Below are 17,255 nucleotides of genomic sequence, written 5' to 3'. Positions count from 1 at the left end.
CCGGGGTGGAAAAATCAGCTCTCCGAATTCGGCACTAAAAAACCAATCACCTTGCCCGCTAAGCTGATCATGTCCGGTAATGACAGCGCGGCGCACTCTTCTTTCGTCAGGTTCGGGTAGGTGATGCGGGGCAACACAACCAGCAGCGCATCGACGTTCGAGCTGGCGACGTCAGCCAGACTGACCCCGCGCAGCGCTCCCGCATTCGGGCAGATCACATTGACTTCGCTAATGACGGTTTCACCGCGTTTAATGGGCGTATTGAGCGTCACGATGTTCTGGTTTTCCGGGGTAGTTTCTTTCTTTTTCATGAGTGATTTCCGTTGGATTAGGTGGAGGTGGCCAGCGCGCTGGCCACACAAAAATTACAGGCCGATATTGCGGCGGTGTTTTTCCAGCATGTCAGTGCCGTTGACGATTTCGACCATGTTCACGGTGTCGATTTCAATCAGGGTGCTCCCGTCAATCACCAGCTTGTAATAGCTGCACTGCGTGGTGATTTTGCTTTCGATGTCTTCGCCCTGTTTCATGTCGCCGGTATCGATTTCTTTGTGGCGACCCCGCATTACGATTTCCACGGCGGAGGTGTCGCCGGTGTCGTCGCGCTGGAAAGAACCGGCAAAACGCAGCGGCACATCAGCCGCACCGGAGGCGGCATACTGCGCCCACAGGGCACTGTCCGGGAGTCCGCCCATTGACCACTCAACGGTCAGCGCGTCATCGTCCAGACCAAAATCCACCGCTGCGGAGCCGTTCATGCCGCCGCCGCGATAGTTCTCCAGCTTGCGGGTCAGCTTCGGCAACGTGACCGACTGCACGAGACCCATGTAACTCAGACCATCGTTAAACAGGTTGAGGTATTTCAGTTTGCGAGGAAGTGCCATGGTGAATGCCCTTAGCTGTTAATGGATGCGGCCAGATTGACGAGGTAGGTGGCAGTGATGCGCTGACGCAGGGTCAGGCTTTCCAGCGGCGGCACCGGCGTGTAGTCATAATCAACGTAAAGTTTCCCGGCTTTCAGGGTGTCTTTATCGTTCGCCGATTCATCAAACCAGCAGTTGCCGTCAATGATGTAGCCGTTCGATTTGAGCTCACGGAATTTGGCGTTGATGCCGTCGATGATGTCGCGGATAAGCGTTGCGGTCATCGGCTTGTCCACCGCCCACATATGCGCCTCGGCCATCGTGTCAGCCAGTACCTGCGCCGTGCGGGTGTAGCTCTCAAACTGGAAAAGCGGGTCATCAGAACAGGTGCGGTTACCCCAAAAGCGGAAGCCGTCTTTGCGTACCAGCGTCGTGACACCGGCCTCATTGAGCAGGTCAGCATCAGTACCCGCTGCCTGCAAATCCCAAAACACCGAAGCGCTGATGCCGGTCACGCCATTAACGCCAACGTTTGACAGGGTTTTATGCCAGCCGGTGTCTTGGTCGATTTTAGCGCGCAGACCTAACGCGCGCGCCGTGGCGTAAGCGGTAGAGCTGGCGTTTGCCGTGGTGTCCCAAGAAATAAAATCAGGCCAGATAAGCATCAGTTCACGCTGGCTGAAATTGTCACGGTACTTAATGGCATCAGAGAGCGTTTTGCATTCCCACGCGCTGATATAACCGAAAGCGCGCAGCGACTGGCAGACCGTGGCCAGCGCCGTGGCCACTTCCTGAGAGTCCAGACCCGGCACACCCAAGATGCGCGGTTTGACGCCAGTGTCCGCCTCGGCAGTGAGCAGGGCTTTCAGGCCGGTATATTTACCGTCGGCACCGGCACCGCCGAGGATATTAGAGAGGGTCTCGGCGGCGGCGGCTTCCGCATCTTCGTTTTCTGATTCCGCCACGCGCACCACGACGGTGACCGGTTTGCACTGATCGCCAATGGCCGTCAGCGCCGGTAACAGGGTGCCGGTTTTTCCCGCCTTGCCCTGCGCTGCGATCACATCGGTAATTAACACCGGCGTGTTCAGCGGAAAGACTTTTTCGTCAGCGTCGTTGGCCGTGCAGACCATGCCAATAATGGCCGTGGATACGGTGGTAATGACGCGCGTTCCGTCGTTAATTTCGACGACCTGCACGCCGTGGTGAAAATCACTCATCGGCTTAACTCCGTTAAAATAGGCAAGGTAATTTTGTTGTTTAACGGGGGTCAGGGCGAGGGGTGAACGTTGGGAGGGGGTCAGTACAACAGACGAAAAAAAGCCCCTTTCGGGGCAGTGATTTATTCAGGCAACTGAGGCCAGTCGATATCAGGCACTAAAGATAAATCTAGCCGGTTTAGTGCAACACGGTATTTTTTCCAGTTTTTAAGCTTTGCAATTTCATCATGCGTTGCATCCTCAATATCAACAGCATCTTGCAAGGGCGCAATGGCGAGGTTTGCTTTTGTCATGAGCCGAGAGAGTGTTGATTCCGCATCAGCCTTTAATTCTTCATTCGTGGGTGCCGGTAAATCAGCCCATACCGGCAAACCATCCCCACCTGCAACCCGCATTTTCCCCTCTGGCGGGGGGAGGGTTTGGTATTCACGGTATACGACATCACTTACCGCAATGCCATCATCAGGCCAGCTTCCTGCATCGTCGTACACTTCCCGCAGCTCTCGCGGATAAAAGCCATTGGTGAGCGGGCTGTAAACATAAAGACTTGTGGTGATTGCGCTGTAATAGTGACTCATTTAATCCCCTTACCAGCCGGTGGCTTCCCAGTAACTGCCTGCGCTGTCCTGCCCGCAGGTGAAGCCGACGTTGTTAATAATTTGTGCCGTGCCGAAGTTGTCGTTGAACGTCCCGCCGCCGCCATTGATAGCCGTTACCTGAACGTTGACGCAGGTACTCGGGAAAGGAATGGGGAAATTTACCGTTGACCAGCCGCGACTCCCTTTGTTGACGACGCCCCACTGCTTAATCATGCCGGTATCACCACACCGCCACCAGCCACCGCCGAGATTGGCGGTATTCGCATTGACTGGTTGCCGGTTGTTGGGGCTGAAAACCCGCTGCCCCATCTCATAAATTCCGCCACCGTCAGTGTAAAAATTACCCTGTGCACTCAGGTCTCCAGTGCCGGAAATTCTGACGTAACCCGTTTGCACGGAATTCGCTTGGTTAACGGTGCGGAAAAGAAAGCCACCTACACCGCCGCCTTTGTTGTTCACAAAGTTAGACTCACCCTGACCACCGCTTTCATTCCAGCCTAAATATGTCCCTTGCCCGTTTCCGGGTTGCGGGAGAGTTATCGCCCGGAGAAAATTAGCCGTGACGCCACCGTTGACATCACCGCCATTTCGGGGAAATGCGCCAACATTATCTGCATTCAGCGCGATATCTTTCGTACCGTCAAACGCCACACCGGCAATCTTTCGCACCGTGGCTAATTTAGTTGCCGCCGCCGCAGTGCCAGCGGCAGGAAGTGCGCCAACGTCGGCGGCAGTGGGTTTATTATTTGGGCTGTATACCTCGGCCCATGCAGACCACGGACCATCTGCGCCGTTCCATGCGCCGGTAGCTGCTCGGGTAAACTGTCGGCCATTATTGTTAAAGGCTATCTGCTGTGTCGCATTCGGACCCCACGTCACGAAAATGACACCAACAAAACCGTTCATCGGATAGCCTTTTTCCGTGGTCGCTGCTGCTGCGCCCGGCACGCCATAATGTCCAAACATTGCACTGCCGCGAAGAGTGTTTGGGGAGTCTGTCGCGGTTAAATTCGGGCGGATTTTAAAGGCCGTCGCCACCTCATCCGCCAGCGCCTTTTCACTGGCGGCGCTTTGCGCGGCCGTCCACGCGCCCACGTCGGCAGCGGTGGGCTTGTTATTCGCGCTGTACGTCGGCACCCACTCTTTCCATGGACCATCTGCACCGTTCCAGTCAGCAGACAGCCCTCGATTCCAGATATTGCCAGTGAAAGTGACATACATCTGCTGACAGCCGTAGGCGCTCGGCGTGACATACAGCGTGCCTGCGATGCCCTGCGGATAGTGCAGCGCCGCCGTGGCGTTGGCATTTTTAGGCTGCGCGTACAGGGCGGCACTTCCGACTCCGCTGGCAAAGCCCAGAGTATTGATATCCGTGGTTGTCAGAATGGCCGAAGGTACCGTGACGGAATTCACCGCGCTGACTTGCACCCAGTCACGCCATGGCCCGTCAGTCCCATTCCACGAAGCATTTAACGCCCGAGTCCACACCATGCCGGTGTTTTGGACCGTATAACGCTGCAATACACCGCCTGTCCATGACGCAGGCATGACTTCAAGTACCCCCGCAGCCTGTGAGCCTGCGGGATAGCCATTGGCGACGGTGGCACTGGCTCCTGTGCTTTGCACATAAAGACCAATCTTTTCCAGATTAAGCGTGTTGATGTTGGTCGCGCCCAAGACCGTCGTGATAACGGGGAGCGCCCCAACATCCGCAGCGGTGAGATTCTGGTCTGCGCTTAACGCCTTGCCGTTAATTTTACGGGCGGAAGGTACGCGGGTATTGGCGTTGTCATTGGCCGCTTTCACCGCCTTTGGCGTCGCCGCCAGCGTTTCGCTGGTACTGCTGACCGAGCTGTTAAGCTGCACAAAACCTTTTGTCGTCAGCGTTCCGTCGGGATGGTTACGGGATTTCTCATGTTCGGAGAGTTTATCGTCTACATAATCTTTTGTGGCCATCACCGTGGAGCCGTCAATGCTCAGTGCGACGGACTCAATTTCGCTGACGATGAGCACCATCCGCAGCGTCTGTAACCGGCCTGACCCTTCAGCAAGCTTGGGTTTATAACTTTCCGCCATATTGCTGACAGCAACCAACACACCGTCAGCATCGTATAAACCCATTTCACGCATCCAGAAGCCGCCGACGTCAGGTTGGATCACCAGCTCGGCCACCAGATAATGACTGTTTTTGGCATCAATGCTTAAGCGGTTGAGATTGGCACGATAAACCTCATTAACCAGCTTGGTCTGTTTTGGGTCAGGGGTTGGGAGTTTTCCGCCCCCGTCACCGACGGCCATACGTGTGATTTTGACCTGCTTTCCGCCTGCCGTGGCGGCGGCGATTTTGGCCGCTCCGGCGGTAGTCAGTAATGCTTTATAAGTCGCCATAAGTTTTCCTCTGCTTAGGCCGGATAAACGGTGATGACGTCGCCGTCGTAAGAAAGCGCGCCGACAAAAATGTGTCCGGGGATATCCTGAATGATGGTCAGCGTCTCAAGGTGGCGGCTGGCGGGTTTCGCATCTGCAATGAGCCGCTCCATTTCCTGATACATTTCTTCGGTAATACCGCTTTCCAGCACACCGATATCGAGGCGAAACGTGCCGGGCGGGCTGTTGGTTTCCCACCATTCAGAAATCTTGATGACGTACCCCAGCGGCTCAACCACCCGGCGGATCGCGCTGATAGTGCCTTTATGGGTATGGATGAAATAAGCCGACTGGATCACCCCGCGTTTCGTTGCCTCCGGCCAGCTTTCGTCCCACCGGTCAACCGAAAATGCCCACGCAAGATAGGGTAAGAACTTCGCCGGGCAGGTTTGCGGGTTCCATAAATCGCGCAGCGGCACAGGAACAGCGGTGAGCTCAGCGCAGGCCGCAGCGGCGGCGACCTCCAGCCGCGAGGAGCCCACAGGTAGCAGGCGCGCATTACTCATCAGTGCCTCCGAGGGTGATGGAGGACGACGAACAATATGATGCTTGCGTGTCATCCAGTACGAGATCGGCCAGCGGCTGCGTGAGTTCGACCCGCTGCACACCTTCAACATGCAGCGCGGCATAGATAGCAGAGAGACGAATATCTCGCCCCAGCCGGTGCTGTGCCAGCGTGTAGGCGTTAAGCTTGTCCACTGCGGCCAGCCTGACGGGCTCTAACTCCGGTCCCGGATAAACATAGAGCTTGGCGGTGATCTGATAAGGGATAATCTGCGCTGACTGCACCGTCACGCGGTCAGCCACCGGGCGCACGTCCTCCGCATTGAGTGCAGTATTCACAATCCCGATAAGCTCCGCGCTGGCCGTGCCGTCACCTTCACGCGAAAGTACGGAAATAGTCACATTGGCCGGTGCCGGGCTAATCACTGACACATCCGCCACACGGCCATCGGCACTGCGGCCATGAAACTGATAGGCGCCTGCTGAACCTGCCACACTCAGCCCCTCAAAAGCCTGCTGAATGCGCACACGGAAATCCCCGTCACTTTCCATCACCTCCGCCACAGGCGGCAAAACGGAATCATCAGCCTCCGTGATAACCAGACGCGCAACGTTATAATTTGCACCGAGCTGGTCGAGGTCAGCGCCGGTGGCGTAGGCCAGCATATTGGCGCGCGCCGCCTCGTTGACACGCTGACGCAAAATCACCTCACGGTAAGCGTTCTCCTGTAATAGCTTAACGATGGGCTCAGATTCCAGCGCCAAGGTGCGGGCGACAGCCTCGCGTTCGCTCTCGTCATACAGTGACAACAACGTGGCTTTGCGCTCTTCAAACAGGGTTTCATAGTCCAGTTCCTCGACCACATCCGGCGCGGGAAGCTGGCTTAAATCAATAAGAGCCATAGTGTTAACTCAGTGAGATGGAAGAGGAGAAACTGCCGGGGGTATCGGTTCGGTTACCCGTGATATTGACCACCATCGCGCCGTCAAAAGTCGAATTAAAGGTGATGCCCGTCAGACTGATGCGCGGCTCCCACTTGAGGATCGCGGAATAACACGCGGCCATAATTTGCAGGCGAAGCGCGGCGTTTTGCGGCTGGTCAGTCAGTTCGGAAAGCAATGAGCCATAATTTCGGCGCATAACGCGCGAACCTATCGGCGTTCTCAGAATATCGCTCACCGACTGGTTGATGTGCTCCATGTCCTCAACCGCGCGTCCGGAATGGCGGGACATGCCGAGATACCTCGCATTACTCATTATCAAAACCTCAGCTATCAATTCGGTTTACCGGTATTTCCGCCGCCGGTCTGAACGCCACCGTGTGTATGGGTATCTACCTGCACACCGTTGGAGGTAAACGCGCCGCCGCTGTGTGCAATATTGCCTTTCATCGCCCCGCCTTTTTTCACCTCTAATGAGCCAGTGGTCAGTTTGTTGGTACACACCACCTCCGGCGTATCGAGCGTGATTTTCCCGCTGGCCGTCACCGTCACATTAGGGGCGGTAGCCTGAATAGATTTTGTGGCAGATACATCAGCGGTCTGTATGCCTCTCACCGTCAGCGCACCGCTGGCCGGTTCATACTGGAATTGAGCGCCGTCAGAAAACCTGACGTGATAAGCCTCTGCGGATACGGACGGTGCGGGAAAGTCATCGCTGTAAATCCCCGGCAAAACAAACCCGGTATCAAGTTCACCGCCCAGTGATAAAAGCAGAACCTGCTCACCCACGGAGGGGGCCCACCAACTCCGCGAACTACCGGCGCGGGACGTCAGCCAGTGCAGCCAGTCCGTCACAAGTTCCCCGGACTGGACGCGGCAGACACCCTGCGTTGTATTCACTTCGGCAACTACGCCAATGCGGATAATGTCGCGCACGGCGCGCGCAAGTTCGGAAAGCGTTTCGAGTGTATTCATGAGGAAAGGATGCCGCCGGAGGACTCCGGCGGCAATGAGATAACGTAATATGGTTACTCATACAACAAACAATGATCAAGGTAATATTATTAACCCTTATTTAAAGGGTCTGTCACATCATTAATATTTTAAATTTTAAACTCTATACGTTTACTTTTATCTGGAATACCATTTTCAAATGGATAAAGGAATGATTTAGGAGTGCAAACCGTGTTCTCTTGTGATGCTTTCGTTTCCTTTTCATTTGATAACGGAATGTTGTTACTAAACAATGTTGCAGACAATGCTGCTGCCTTGACTGCAAGATCGGTTATAGCAGCTATTGTAGTTGGTGTCTGGGTATCATTTTTTTGCCCCAACTCAGTTATAAAACCTTGTGAAAACTTGACGGACAAATCAGAATTACCAATTCCTGACACCGGCCTAATAACCATCTTCTCATCTGGCATCATTACAACAGTCCCAACTGAACTACATTTAGCATCAATTGAAAGAAGAAAGTAAGGTTTGGGATTAAAGTAAACTATACCCGGCTTACTATTATCAGAGTACTTATCAAAATCAAAGTGTGCACAGCCAGAAAAAACAAAAGGAAAACTTATAAATACAATCTTAAGAGTATTCATATTGGCCTCTACCTTTTATATGTTTAGTCACATCAAAACAGATGCAATTAAAACTTAGCAGAAAAAAATAAATAAACGAAACCGTATGAATTCACGTTTCCAATAGTCTTGAAACTATAATGTTTTCTATTTCTCTATAGCTAGAATAATTGAATCCCAACAGTTGACGCGTTTCATATTTAACACTTTGGCTATATTTGTTCGGTCTATCCGGTAAACCTTCCTGATGGATTCGTGCAATCCGCTGAACCTTGCCTGCAAATTCGACCACCGCAGCCTCACTGCTGCCTTTCGTCTTGAGGTATCGCGCCGTGCGCAACTTGGCGAACATTTCCCGCTTTACTCTGCCCTTTTTACCCCTGACCGGCTGACGCTTTCGCTTAGCGTATGGCGTTCCGTCCGGTGCCTTTTGTTGCTTAATGCGCTGCTGCTGGCTGGCTCGCAGCTTTTTAGCAATCTCTGCGGCCATCTTACGACGGCCAGCGGGAGACAGGCTGGCCAGCAATCCGGCAAGCTTATCGTCAAAGGGCTTGAGCTCATTCATCCCATTGGCTCACCAGCTTGCCATGCACATACAGCTCTATTGGCCGGTGTACCGGCACCGGCAGCGGAGGCTCATCCAGTGGTGTAACCGTTAGCCTGCGGTCAGCTTCTTTGACGATGGTGCGCTCGGTCAGTTGCAGGCTCATGCGCACGTCTTTGCTGTCGTCGTTATTAATATCTGCTACGTAGGTGAAGCCGCGTTTTTTCCCTTCCTCTGTGGTCATGATGTCCGGCTGATGCTCCCGCAGCCACACGTTAACCGGCACAATCAGCAGGTTTAAATCCCCGGTGTAATCCGTGACGACAATATCCAGCGTGTAGCGGTTCTCAAACGATAACGACGTGGCCAGCGTGGCATTAATCGTGCCGCCATCAACAAACATGTGCAGCATGTCCGGGTTATCACGCAGCAACGGAACGGACTTAAAGATCGCGTTTTTCAGGCTGGCGGGCTTCAACATCGTGGGACTCCTGACACTGTTTAACGGTCTCGACTTGCAGCGCACAGTTCACCAGCGCGCTCTCCAGTTGGCGATTGTCTTCGCTTAAATCACCGTTGGTTTTCGGGTTACTTCCCGGCATCGGACAACTGCTGACTTTCGGACAGCCAACGTAAATAATCGCCGGGTTTGTCGAACGCGGGACGGGTGTGCAGCCGGATAATGTCATCAGGCAAAGGAGACTGAAACCAGCCGCGCAGTGCTTCATTTTCATTGAGTAACCTCGTGATCGTCTGATTCCGACGCGCGGCCAGCACACCCGCCGCATTAACCTGCTGACGGAGTACAACCAGCGCGCGCTCATTACGCTGACCGCTGGCTTTCAGCTCACTGATGGCCAGCGCGCTGGCTTCCAGCTTCGTTTTTAATTGCTGAGTGTGCTGATTGGCTGCTGCCACTTTCTGATTTGCTCCCCGCAACGCAAAGAGCGCACCCGCGAGCGTCAGCACTAACACAGTGATGATGTATTTCATGGCACCCCCTTCATGCAGTGTTTCAGTTCAACCGCCCGGCGGTTGTTGAGTCCCTTATTCCACACGCCATTGACATACACCCAGCGGGGGAGCTGCTGGCAGGCTTGTGACCATTCACCGTGCCTGATGAAATAGGCCAGCGTGGATTTACACGCCGCCCCCGTGCCGATGTTAAACGCCAGACCGATCACGGCGTCATACACCGGCTGCGGCATAATCACCGGCATGCATTTATCCACGGCGCGCTCCGTCATGATGATGTCAGCGATCAGATTACGGGCGGCGCCCTGCTCCGTAATGTTCTGCGCGGGCTTCACCCCCGCAGTGTGACCAATGCCTGACGTCCAGACTCCGGCACTGCACTGGTACGGATTCAGGCGGCACCCTTCAAGGTTGGCAATAATGGCCAGACCCTCGGCGGAGGTTTTGACAAACCGGTAATCAGGCATCAGCGCGGCAAGTGCCAACACGACGGCCACACTGCAACGTTTAACGATTGAGTTCATCGAAAACCCTCTGACTCAGGCCGTTACGCTCCAGCAACTTGTAGCTTTTGCGCCGGTAGTACCAGTTAACGAAAAACGTCCCCACGGCCACCGCAGCCCCCACCAGAAAGGCGAAATCCTGCGGCGTCAGCGCGCCGACAAAAGCCAGCAATGCCGCGAGCCCATAGGCAAACATTGAAGATATTTTTTCCATCGTCAGTCCCATAGCTGGACGGTTTCAGAAGTGGGGGCGGTGTCAACGTCTGGCAAAATCACGGCGGTGCCGTGCGGCAGGACTTCGCCTAATTCAGCCAGACCGAGATTTGCGGTCAGTACCGCCTCAACGACGCCCCCGGTTCGCCCGTAGTAGCGAAAACACAGGGCGTCGAGCGTGTCGCCCTGCTGTGCGATGACTTTCATCAGAGCTGGCTCACCGTGCCGCGCGCCTGCCCCTGTAACCGGGATAAATGCCAGCGCATGTCACGCCACTGGTCATCTACCGACACCTCCAGCGCATCGGCTTTTTTGTCACCCTTCGCGCTGGCGTCATAGCTGCGGTAACGCTCATAAATCACGGCGGTGGTCATCGCACAGACCGCGCTCAGGTAGTGGAAACACTTCACGCTTTCCCCGTCGAGCGCTTCAGCGGGCACATCCGCCAGCGTTTTAAATCCTGCCTCGATCTGCGCCTCCCGGAAGAGATAAAGCTCGGCGTTGACCTCGGCCATTGCGGACTTAATCGCGGCGCGCAGGCGTTCATCCGTCACCACGTGGCCGAGGCGGATACGTTCGCTCACCAGTTTTGGGTCAACGTCCGGGAAAAAGAACGTATTGGTGATAACGGGAATGACCGCCTGCTCAGGGGGGATCACTACGGTGGAGCTCGCCGCTGCTGCGGTCATGACAATATCCATGTTCAAACCTCAAATAGGTGGACGGTGGACGCAGGCGTCAGACGAGGTAAAAACCTGCATCGGCCTGCGTGCCGTCCGGCGCGGGGCGCTTTCTGTTAACAACTGGGCTTTGCCTTACGCGGGCGGCCACGCTTAGCCGGGGTGGCTTTAGGCTTGGTTTTGCGCGGGGCGGCATCAGGCTTCGCCACCACCACCGCTGGCCGCAGTGCTCTCTCCAGTTGCTCTATGTCTTTTTTCACACCGGCAACGCTATCAAGCTGCATCGCGCGTTTTAGCTGAACAAGCGCCTGTTCGGGCTGACCGTTGTCGCGCAGTACCAGACCGGTAATTTTGTGCAGCCTGGCGCGCACCGGATCCGGCATGTCGTGCGGGAGGGTCATATCAATAACGGTCAGCAGGTCATCAGCGCTGACGGCCTGCCCGGCACTGCGGGCCCGCATCGCGGCCAGCGCAACATCTTCGGCAAATAAATACGGCGTCGGGCGCTTGTTATTCGGCACACTGAGACCGTGTTTTAGCGCATAGCGCGCCATGTCGAACGAGCCGCGAATGTCCCCCGCATCGAGTGACCACTGCAACATCGTCATCAGGACGTCATCCTGATTTCCGGCATCGCTGGCCAGCACACCGGCAATCCACGGCGCATAGGCTGGCAACATGTCGCGCTTGCGTCGGGCTTTGTCTTCAACGGAATAAATGGATTTGAGTATCTGGCGGTCTCCGCGCAGCTTCATCAGCATCTGACCGTATGGCAGTGCCGAACGCAGCGGATCACTGACCCGCTGCGATGAGGCTTTTTCAGCAGAGACCCGCATCATGTGACGCTGTGCGGGACTCAGCATGGTTACGCCTCGGTTTCAGGTTGGGTTTCAGTCACCGGTGATGAGGCCGGTTCGTTTTTTTCAGGGGTGAAATCGCCGAGCTCGATGTTTTCAATCATCGCCGCGCAGCCGTAGTCTTCGACCACAAAGTCAATTTTCAGGGACTCGTAGTTTTCGATGCGGTCACGGCGCGCTACTTCTTCGATATGACGGCGGTGTGAGCTGTCCATGATGTAGATAGACAGGTTATCCAGACGGGTGATCAGCAGGGCATTGTCCGGGAAGTAAGGCACACGCACCGCAGGCAAATTACCGATGCGTTTCTGGCTGACGATAATGTCTCCGGCCAGTTTTTCGCTGTTTTCCTGCGACTTGTTAATCAGCGGGAAATACTTATCGGAAAGCATTTTGCGGCCGCAAATCACTACCAGTCCCGGGTCTTCTGAATGCCACGCATCCAACAGAAAATCGGTGGCGTTCATGACCGCAGCGTCGATATTTTCGAAATCACCGTTCTTACCGATTCGCACGGTGGCGGAAACCACCGCGCCGGTGTCGTCAGTGATTTTATCCATCACGCGTTCGGCCGCTTCGTTACGCAGCTTTTGCAGCCAGCCGACAGCCACGTCCTGCAACATCTGGAACTTGCTGCGGTCAGACGTTTCCGCGCGGCTTACGCCGTTGAAACCGGCCATGATGTAATCCAGTGCCTGACGTTTAGCGATTGCATCGCGCAGACGGGTCTGGAAGTCCTGATAACGCGCCCACAAATCGAGGGTGTTGTAACGGATATGGAAATCGAAATTGACCTGCTCACACTTATATTTGCGTGAAGCCAGCGCCTGAAAATCTGCGGTTTTACGCTCGCTGCCACCGTCGGTGTCTGTGGTACTGGCAATAGAGCCGGTCACGCCAAGGCCGATTTTTTCACCTTCTTGTTCGTCCACCGGCACCATATTGATGCGGCTCAGAAATTCTGAGGACTCCTGCACGGTGGTGATAAGGGTCTGCGTGACAGAAGGTTCAACGCTGAATTTTTTACTCAAATCCTCCACATCGACGCCGTTCAGCTCGGCCAGACGGGACAGGTAGGCATTAAATTTAAAACGGGTGTTCTTACGCATGTTTCTCTCACTGTTTATCAGGAATAAAGGGGAACGCCGCCGGTTAGCAGTTCGTCAAAAAGGTGCTTTCACCGTTGCCACCCGGAGAGACCGGGCGTTTCGGTTGTTTGAAACTTTCGGTGCTGTCGAGGGAGGTTTTTAACGAGCTAAGCGCCGCATCGCTGGTTTTCACCTGCCCTTTCAGCGCGGTAATTTCCTGCTCCAGTTCAGAGAAGCGTTTTGCGGTGGTTTCACCGGCGGTTTGTAATTCCTCGGCTACGACCGTGATCGCGCCCTGCACGTCAGAAAGACGGGCGTCATCGCTGGTCTGTTTGGTGCTGAACATCCCTTTGATCTTTTCCGTCAGGCTGGTAAGCAGGTTGTCGGGCAGGTCTTCGAAATCCAGCTCGGCAATGGTGGCCACGGAGAACAAATCATCCGGCTGGTCTTTCTTACCGGCGAACGGGTTGACCTTAGCGCGGGCACTGAATTCGAGCATTTCCGTTCCAAGGCTGGCGGGGTCATCAGTCACGGCCAGACCGACCAGATAGGCTTTACCGCTGTTGGCGAAATTCGGACGAATTTCCATTGAGGTGTAAATTTTCTGCCCCGCTTTGACCATTGCGGCCAGCTCGTCAGTCGGGGTGATTTTGGCAAACAGTGCCCACTTACCTTTCAGGGCTGAATCATCATCAATTTTCTCGCCTTTCAGTTCGACGACATCACCGAGGCGCTTAAAGTCACCGCTGGGTAATAAGCCTCTGATGTGCTCCAGATTGATGCGGCAACCGTAGACGCGCGGATCAAACGCTGCGGCCATTTGCTGAATGTCGCTTGCCTCAATATTGCGGCCGTCGCAGGTATCACCCTCAACGCCAATTCGAAACCATTTCGATACTTTCTTTGCCATTGTTCAGATGTCCTGAGTGGGAGTTAGGTTCGGGGCTAGTTTCCCGACCTGACGCCTGAACGGCCAGCGGTTGCCGTCTGACGATCCATTACACAACAGGGGGTTAATGCGAGGGTGTGAGCGGTTGCGTAGCGTGACGCACATCCATTCAGCGGAGCGACACAATGACCGAGAACAACGCAGGATTAATCAGCGACCCGCGCAGACAGGCGGCACTGCTTTACTGGCAGGGTTTTTCCGTCACGCAAATAGCGGAAATGCTCAGTCTGAAAAAACCCACAGTGCAGAGCTGGAAACAGCGCGAAAAATGGGACGCCATCGCCCCGATTTCGCGCATTGAAACCAGCATCGAGGCGCGGGTAATTCAACTGGTGATGAAGAGTAAAAAAGAGGGGCAGGATTTTAAAGAAATCGACCTGCTAGGCCGACAGATTGAGCGTCTCGCAAGAGTTAACCGCTACATGTCCACAGGCAGCGAAGCGGATTTAAATCCGAACGTGGCGAACCGCAACAAAGGGGAGCGGAAAAAGGCGGAGAAAAATGTTTTCACGGATGACGCTATCGCCAAACTCAGTGACATTTTTCTCGATGAGGCGTTTGAGTATCAGCGCGGCTGGCATCAGGCGGGTTTACAGCACCRCATCCGCAATATTCTCAAATCTCGCCAGATTGGCGCGACCTTCTTTTTTGCCCGCGAGGCGCTGCTTGATGCGCTGACCACCGGACGTAATCAGATATTTATCTCGGCCAGTAAATCACAGGCGCACGTCTTTAAAAATTACATCATCGACTTTGCCCGTCAGGTTGACGTAGACCTCAAAGGCGACCCGATGCAGCTTTCAAACGGGGCACGCCTGTTCTTTCTCGGAACAAATATCCGTACCGCTCAGAGCTACACCGGCAATCTTTATCTGGATGAATATTTCTGGATCCCCAAATTTCAGGAGCTGCGCAAAGTGGCCTCCGGGATGTCACTGCATAAAAAATGGCGTACCACCTATTTCTCCACACCGTCGAGCCTAGCCCACAGCGCCTATCCGTTCTGGTCAGGTGAGTTATTTAATAAAGGGCGTCGGCATAAAGACCAGCGAATTCAGCTCGACCTCAGCCACAGCCATTTAGCCGCCGGTGTGGAATGTGCCGACGGCCAGTGGCGGCAGATTGTCACCGTGGAAGATGCGCTGTCCGGGGGCTGCGACTTGTTCGACATCAATCAGCTTTCGCTCGAATACGGCCCGTCCGAATATCAGAACCTGCTGATGTGTGAATTTGTCGATGATAAATCGTCGGTATTCCCGTTTGAGGAGTTGCAGGGCTGCATGGTGGACAGTCTCGAAGAGTGGCCGGACTTTAATCCCTACGTCTTTCACCCGTTCGATGACAATCCGGTGTGGATTGGTTACGACCCGTCGGAAGCGAACGGCGGCGACAGTGCCGGGTGTGTGGTCATTGCTCCACCTGAACAACCGGGCGGCATTTTCCGCATTTTGGAACGTCACCAGTGGCAAGGTATGGATTTTGATGCACAGGCCAAGGCCATCGAGGCGCTCACAGAAAAATATAACGTCGAATACATCGGTATCGATGCCACCACCGTGGGTCAGGGCGTTTATCAGCTCGTCAGGCAGTTTTACCCGTCGGCGCGTGAAATCAAATACACGCCGGAAGTGAAAACGGAAATGGTGCTGAAAGCGAAAAACACCATCCATCGCGGCTGTCTGCAATACGACGCTGGCCATACCGACATTACGGCCTCATTCATGGCCATTCAGAAAACCATGACGGCCAGCGGGGCGAAATCCACCTACCGCGCGAGCCGCAGTGAAGAAGCCAGCCACGCCGATGTCGCATGGGCAACGATGCACGTTCTGATTAACGAGCCGCTGACCGCCGCCTCCGGCAAACAAATAAAATCCACCTTGGTGATGTTCTGATATGACCCGTAAAAAAAACCGCATCAATAAAAAACTGACACCACAATCCGACGCCAAAAAAAGCGAGATTTTCCGCTTTGACGAACCGGCCACGGTGATGGACCGCCGCGATATTCTTAATTATCTGGAATGCCTCAGCAACGGGAAATGGTACGAGCCACCGGTCACTTTCTCCGGGCTGGCTAAAAGCTTCCGCGCCGCCGTTCACCACAGTTCGCCGATGTACGTTAAGCGTAATATTCTGGCGAGTACATTCATCCCTCACCCACTGCTTTCTCAGCAGCAATTCAGCCGCTACGCGCTGGACTACATTGTTTTTGGTAATGCGTTCATCGAAAAACGCCTGAGCGTAACCGGCCAGCTTCTCAAACTGGAGGCATCACCGGCCAAGTACACGMGCCGAGGTGTTGAGGAAAATGTTTACTGGTTCGTGGAGAATTACATAAGCCCCCACGCCTTTGGTCAGGGGGACGTTTTTCATTTGCAAGAGCCGGACATTAATCAGGAACTGTACGGCCTGCCGGAATACCTCAGTGCATTAAATAGCGCATGGCTCAATGAGTCAGCGACGCTGTACCGTCGGAAATATTTCCTCAACGGCGCACACGCGGGCTATGTCATGTACGTGACCGACCCGGCGCAAAACTCGCAGGACGTGACCGCACTGCGCGACATGATGACGAAATCCAAAGGGTCAGGGAATTTTAAAAATATTTTCTACCACGCCCCCGGCGGAAAATCAGATGCGATCAAAATCATTCCCCTCAGCGAAGTGGCGACCAAGGATGATTTCTTTAACATCAAAAACGCGACGCGTGATGACCTGCTCAGCGCGCACCGGGTACCTCCGCAGATGATGGGCATTATCCCGAACAACACCGGCGGCTTTGGGGATGTTGAAAAAGCGGCAAAGGTATTCGTGCGTAACGAGCTGGTTCCGTTGCAGGAGCGCATGAAGGAGTTAAACGAGTGGGTGGGAAAAGAGGTGGTAAGGTTTACTGATTACGAACTTTAAAACTAACCATTGATAATAACCGCCAGAACAATGGCGGTTTTTTACAGACTAAAAATTGTACTAGTTACGAAATGATCTGAAGTTGTTTTTAGGCAAATAATACTAAATCGAACAGTTGGCTTTGAGCAAAATGCGGACATGGGCGCCAATCAGCACGCGTTGCGGGGCTTTATCAACACCACCGCAATCTCCTGCACGACCTCCTCGCTCGCACATAGGGAGCAACTCTTTCTTGCACTTCTTACCCCTAGCTAATCCCATGACAAGCCTCGTTTGTGAAGCTGTAAGTGCCATAAAGAACTGTAAGTTATCAAATCTTGCTTAGCGCCAAATCTATAGTTCAAAAAGAATTAGTTGAATCATGAAATCCTAAAAAAATACGTGCTATAACGAATATAAGC

General features: G+C 54.1%; 23 protein-coding genes. 2 read left to right on the top strand and 21 right to left on the bottom strand.

The features are described 5' to 3' along the window. Positions 1–14: 14 nt before the first annotated feature. The 21 genes from AC1DUO_RS19055 to AC1DUO_RS18955 all read right to left on the bottom strand — a co-directional run bounded on the left by AC1DUO_RS19055 (position 15) and on the right by AC1DUO_RS18955 (position 13,905). Positions 15–311 (bottom strand): phage tail assembly protein, encoded by a 297-nt coding sequence (locus AC1DUO_RS19055; protein WP_037036028.1) that lies wholly within the window; start codon positions 309–311, stop codon positions 15–17. Between the two features lie 54 nt (positions 312–365). Then, complete coding sequence (locus AC1DUO_RS19050; RefSeq protein WP_037036029.1) at positions 366–884, bottom strand: phage major tail tube protein; 519 nt, start codon at positions 882–884, stop codon at positions 366–368. Positions 885–895: 11 nt separating this feature from the next. Then, on the bottom strand, positions 896–2,083 hold the full coding sequence (locus AC1DUO_RS19045; RefSeq protein ID WP_477988341.1) for a phage tail sheath protein: 1,188 nt from the start codon (positions 2,081–2,083) through the stop codon (positions 896–898). Positions 2,084–2,205: 122 nt separating this feature from the next. Then, a complete protein-coding gene (locus tag AC1DUO_RS19040) occupies positions 2,206–2,661 on the bottom strand; it encodes a tail fiber assembly protein (RefSeq protein WP_477988340.1) in 456 nt (151 codons plus the stop codon). A gap of 9 nt (positions 2,662–2,670) precedes the next feature. After that, positions 2,671–5,070: a phage tail-collar fiber domain-containing protein gene (locus AC1DUO_RS19035; RefSeq protein WP_477988338.1), complete on the bottom strand. Its 2,400-nt coding sequence runs from the start codon at positions 5,068–5,070 to the stop codon at positions 2,671–2,673. A gap of 14 nt (positions 5,071–5,084) precedes the next feature. Continuing rightward, positions 5,085–5,615, bottom strand: a complete 531-nt coding sequence (locus AC1DUO_RS19030; RefSeq protein ID WP_443566635.1) for a phage tail protein I — start codon at positions 5,613–5,615, stop codon at positions 5,085–5,087. After that, on the bottom strand, positions 5,608–6,516 hold the full coding sequence (locus tag AC1DUO_RS19025; RefSeq protein WP_477988336.1) for a baseplate assembly protein: 909 nt from the start codon (positions 6,514–6,516) through the stop codon (positions 5,608–5,610). Before AC1DUO_RS19025 ends, AC1DUO_RS19030 begins: the two co-directional genes overlap by 8 nt. 4 nt (positions 6,517–6,520) lie before the next feature. Then, the gene (locus AC1DUO_RS19020; RefSeq protein WP_477988334.1) at positions 6,521–6,871 is read right to left on the bottom strand and encodes a GPW/gp25 family protein; all 351 of its coding nucleotides are present in this window, start codon (positions 6,869–6,871) and stop codon (positions 6,521–6,523) included. Positions 6,872–6,888: 17 nt separating this feature from the next. Then, the gene (locus AC1DUO_RS19015; RefSeq protein ID WP_477988332.1) at positions 6,889–7,530 is read right to left on the bottom strand and encodes a phage baseplate assembly protein V; all 642 of its coding nucleotides are present in this window, start codon (positions 7,528–7,530) and stop codon (positions 6,889–6,891) included. Positions 7,531–7,658: 128 nt separating this feature from the next. Further along, positions 7,659–8,156 carry a hypothetical protein gene (locus tag AC1DUO_RS19010; RefSeq protein ID WP_477988330.1) on the bottom strand — a complete coding sequence of 166 codons (498 nt, stop codon included), beginning with the start codon at positions 8,154–8,156 and terminating at the stop codon, positions 7,659–7,661. Positions 8,157–8,247: 91 nt separating this feature from the next. Further along, positions 8,248–8,700: a phage virion morphogenesis protein gene (locus AC1DUO_RS19005; RefSeq protein ID WP_477988328.1), complete on the bottom strand. Its 453-nt coding sequence runs from the start codon at positions 8,698–8,700 to the stop codon at positions 8,248–8,250. Then, the gene (locus tag AC1DUO_RS19000) at positions 8,693–9,160 is read right to left on the bottom strand and encodes a phage tail protein (protein WP_477988326.1); all 468 of its coding nucleotides are present in this window, start codon (positions 9,158–9,160) and stop codon (positions 8,693–8,695) included. Before AC1DUO_RS19000 ends, AC1DUO_RS19005 begins: the two co-directional genes overlap by 8 nt. Further along, positions 9,123–9,368 carry an Rz1-like lysis system protein LysC gene (gene lysC, locus AC1DUO_RS18995; RefSeq protein WP_477988324.1) on the bottom strand — a complete coding sequence of 82 codons (246 nt, stop codon included), beginning with the start codon at positions 9,366–9,368 and terminating at the stop codon, positions 9,123–9,125. The genes AC1DUO_RS19000 and lysC overlap by 38 nt, the downstream gene beginning before the upstream one ends. Next, complete coding sequence (lysB, locus tag AC1DUO_RS18990) at positions 9,268–9,672, bottom strand: Rz-like lysis system protein LysB (RefSeq protein ID WP_477988322.1); 405 nt, start codon at positions 9,670–9,672, stop codon at positions 9,268–9,270. Before lysB ends, lysC begins: the two co-directional genes overlap by 101 nt. Further along, positions 9,669–10,178, bottom strand: a complete 510-nt coding sequence (locus tag AC1DUO_RS18985; protein ID WP_477988320.1) for a lysozyme — start codon at positions 10,176–10,178, stop codon at positions 9,669–9,671. Before AC1DUO_RS18985 ends, lysB begins: the two co-directional genes overlap by 4 nt. After that, positions 10,162–10,371 carry an HP1 family phage holin gene (locus AC1DUO_RS18980; protein ID WP_477988318.1) on the bottom strand — a complete coding sequence of 70 codons (210 nt, stop codon included), beginning with the start codon at positions 10,369–10,371 and terminating at the stop codon, positions 10,162–10,164. The genes AC1DUO_RS18985 and AC1DUO_RS18980 overlap by 17 nt, the downstream gene beginning before the upstream one ends. A gap of 2 nt (positions 10,372–10,373) precedes the next feature. After that, entirely contained in the window at positions 10,374–10,577 is a 204-nt protein-coding gene (locus tag AC1DUO_RS18975; protein WP_477988316.1) for a tail protein X, read from the bottom strand. Beyond that, positions 10,577–11,071, bottom strand: a complete 495-nt coding sequence (locus AC1DUO_RS18970) for a head completion/stabilization protein (RefSeq protein WP_477988314.1) — start codon at positions 11,069–11,071, stop codon at positions 10,577–10,579. Before AC1DUO_RS18970 ends, AC1DUO_RS18975 begins: the two co-directional genes overlap by 1 nt. A gap of 95 nt (positions 11,072–11,166) precedes the next feature. Beyond that, complete coding sequence (gene gpM / locus AC1DUO_RS18965) at positions 11,167–11,913, bottom strand: phage terminase small subunit (protein WP_477988312.1); 747 nt, start codon at positions 11,911–11,913, stop codon at positions 11,167–11,169. Between the two features lie 2 nt (positions 11,914–11,915). After that, on the bottom strand, positions 11,916–13,016 hold the full coding sequence (locus AC1DUO_RS18960; RefSeq protein ID WP_443566662.1) for a phage major capsid protein, P2 family: 1,101 nt from the start codon (positions 13,014–13,016) through the stop codon (positions 11,916–11,918). Between the two features lie 43 nt (positions 13,017–13,059). Beyond that, positions 13,060–13,905: a GPO family capsid scaffolding protein gene (locus AC1DUO_RS18955; RefSeq protein ID WP_477988310.1), complete on the bottom strand. Its 846-nt coding sequence runs from the start codon at positions 13,903–13,905 to the stop codon at positions 13,060–13,062. Positions 13,906–14,069: 164 nt separating this feature from the next. Between AC1DUO_RS18955 and AC1DUO_RS18950 the strand changes: the two genes are divergently transcribed. Both AC1DUO_RS18950 and AC1DUO_RS18945 read left to right on the top strand, forming a co-directional pair. Further along, on the top strand, positions 14,070–15,839 hold the full coding sequence (locus AC1DUO_RS18950) for a terminase ATPase subunit family protein (RefSeq protein WP_477988308.1): 1,770 nt from the start codon (positions 14,070–14,072) through the stop codon (positions 15,837–15,839). A gap of 1 nt (position 15,840) precedes the next feature. After that, entirely contained in the window at positions 15,841–16,854 is a 1,014-nt protein-coding gene (locus AC1DUO_RS18945) for a phage portal protein (protein ID WP_477988306.1), read from the top strand. Positions 16,855–17,255: the final 401 nt, after the last annotated feature.

Source organism: Rahnella sp. P4_A8, assembly GCF_056402435.1.
The sequence above is the reverse complement of the archived record's forward strand: the minus strand, read 5'-3'. Positions and strand labels throughout refer to the sequence as shown.

What these genes read in the sequence shown, in the direction of transcription:
- AC1DUO_RS19055 (WP_037036028.1), bottom strand. Translation starts at nt 311, where the DNA reads ATGAAAAAGAAAGAAACTACCCCGGAAAACCAGAACATCGTGACGCTC.
- AC1DUO_RS19050 (WP_037036029.1), bottom strand. Translation starts at nt 884, where the DNA reads ATGGCACTTCCTCGCAAACTGAAATACCTCAACCTGTTTAACGATGGT.
- AC1DUO_RS19045 (WP_477988341.1), bottom strand. Translation starts at nt 2,083, where the DNA reads ATGAGTGATTTTCACCACGGCGTGCAGGTCGTCGAAATTAACGACGGA.
- AC1DUO_RS19040 (WP_477988340.1), bottom strand. Translation starts at nt 2,661, where the DNA reads ATGAGTCACTATTACAGCGCAATCACCACAAGTCTTTATGTTTACAGC.
- AC1DUO_RS19035 (WP_477988338.1), bottom strand. Translation starts at nt 5,070, where the DNA reads ATGGCGACTTATAAAGCATTACTGACTACCGCCGGAGCGGCCAAAATC.
- AC1DUO_RS19030 (WP_443566635.1), bottom strand. Translation starts at nt 5,615, where the DNA reads ATGAGTAATGCGCGCCTGCTACCTGTGGGCTCCTCGCGGCTGGAGGTC.
- AC1DUO_RS19025 (WP_477988336.1), bottom strand. Translation starts at nt 6,516, where the DNA reads ATGGCTCTTATTGATTTAAGCCAGCTTCCCGCGCCGGATGTGGTCGAG.
- AC1DUO_RS19020 (WP_477988334.1), bottom strand. Translation starts at nt 6,871, where the DNA reads ATGAGTAATGCGAGGTATCTCGGCATGTCCCGCCATTCCGGACGCGCG.
- AC1DUO_RS19015 (WP_477988332.1), bottom strand. Translation starts at nt 7,530, where the DNA reads ATGAATACACTCGAAACGCTTTCCGAACTTGCGCGCGCCGTGCGCGAC.
- AC1DUO_RS19010 (WP_477988330.1), bottom strand. Translation starts at nt 8,156, where the DNA reads ATGAATACTCTTAAGATTGTATTTATAAGTTTTCCTTTTGTTTTTTCT.
- AC1DUO_RS19005 (WP_477988328.1), bottom strand. Translation starts at nt 8,700, where the DNA reads ATGAATGAGCTCAAGCCCTTTGACGATAAGCTTGCCGGATTGCTGGCC.
- AC1DUO_RS19000 (WP_477988326.1), bottom strand. Translation starts at nt 9,160, where the DNA reads ATGTTGAAGCCCGCCAGCCTGAAAAACGCGATCTTTAAGTCCGTTCCG.
- lysC (WP_477988324.1), bottom strand. Translation starts at nt 9,368, where the DNA reads ATGACATTATCCGGCTGCACACCCGTCCCGCGTTCGACAAACCCGGCG.
- lysB (WP_477988322.1), bottom strand. Translation starts at nt 9,672, where the DNA reads ATGAAATACATCATCACTGTGTTAGTGCTGACGCTCGCGGGTGCGCTC.
- AC1DUO_RS18985 (WP_477988320.1), bottom strand. Translation starts at nt 10,178, where the DNA reads ATGAACTCAATCGTTAAACGTTGCAGTGTGGCCGTCGTGTTGGCACTT.
- AC1DUO_RS18980 (WP_477988318.1), bottom strand. Translation starts at nt 10,371, where the DNA reads ATGGAAAAAATATCTTCAATGTTTGCCTATGGGCTCGCGGCATTGCTG.
- AC1DUO_RS18975 (WP_477988316.1), bottom strand. Translation starts at nt 10,577, where the DNA reads ATGAAAGTCATCGCACAGCAGGGCGACACGCTCGACGCCCTGTGTTTT.
- AC1DUO_RS18970 (WP_477988314.1), bottom strand. Translation starts at nt 11,071, where the DNA reads ATGGATATTGTCATGACCGCAGCAGCGGCGAGCTCCACCGTAGTGATC.
- gpM (WP_477988312.1), bottom strand. Translation starts at nt 11,913, where the DNA reads ATGCTGAGTCCCGCACAGCGTCACATGATGCGGGTCTCTGCTGAAAAA.
- AC1DUO_RS18960 (WP_443566662.1), bottom strand. Translation starts at nt 13,016, where the DNA reads ATGCGTAAGAACACCCGTTTTAAATTTAATGCCTACCTGTCCCGTCTG.
- AC1DUO_RS18955 (WP_477988310.1), bottom strand. Translation starts at nt 13,905, where the DNA reads ATGGCAAAGAAAGTATCGAAATGGTTTCGAATTGGCGTTGAGGGTGAT.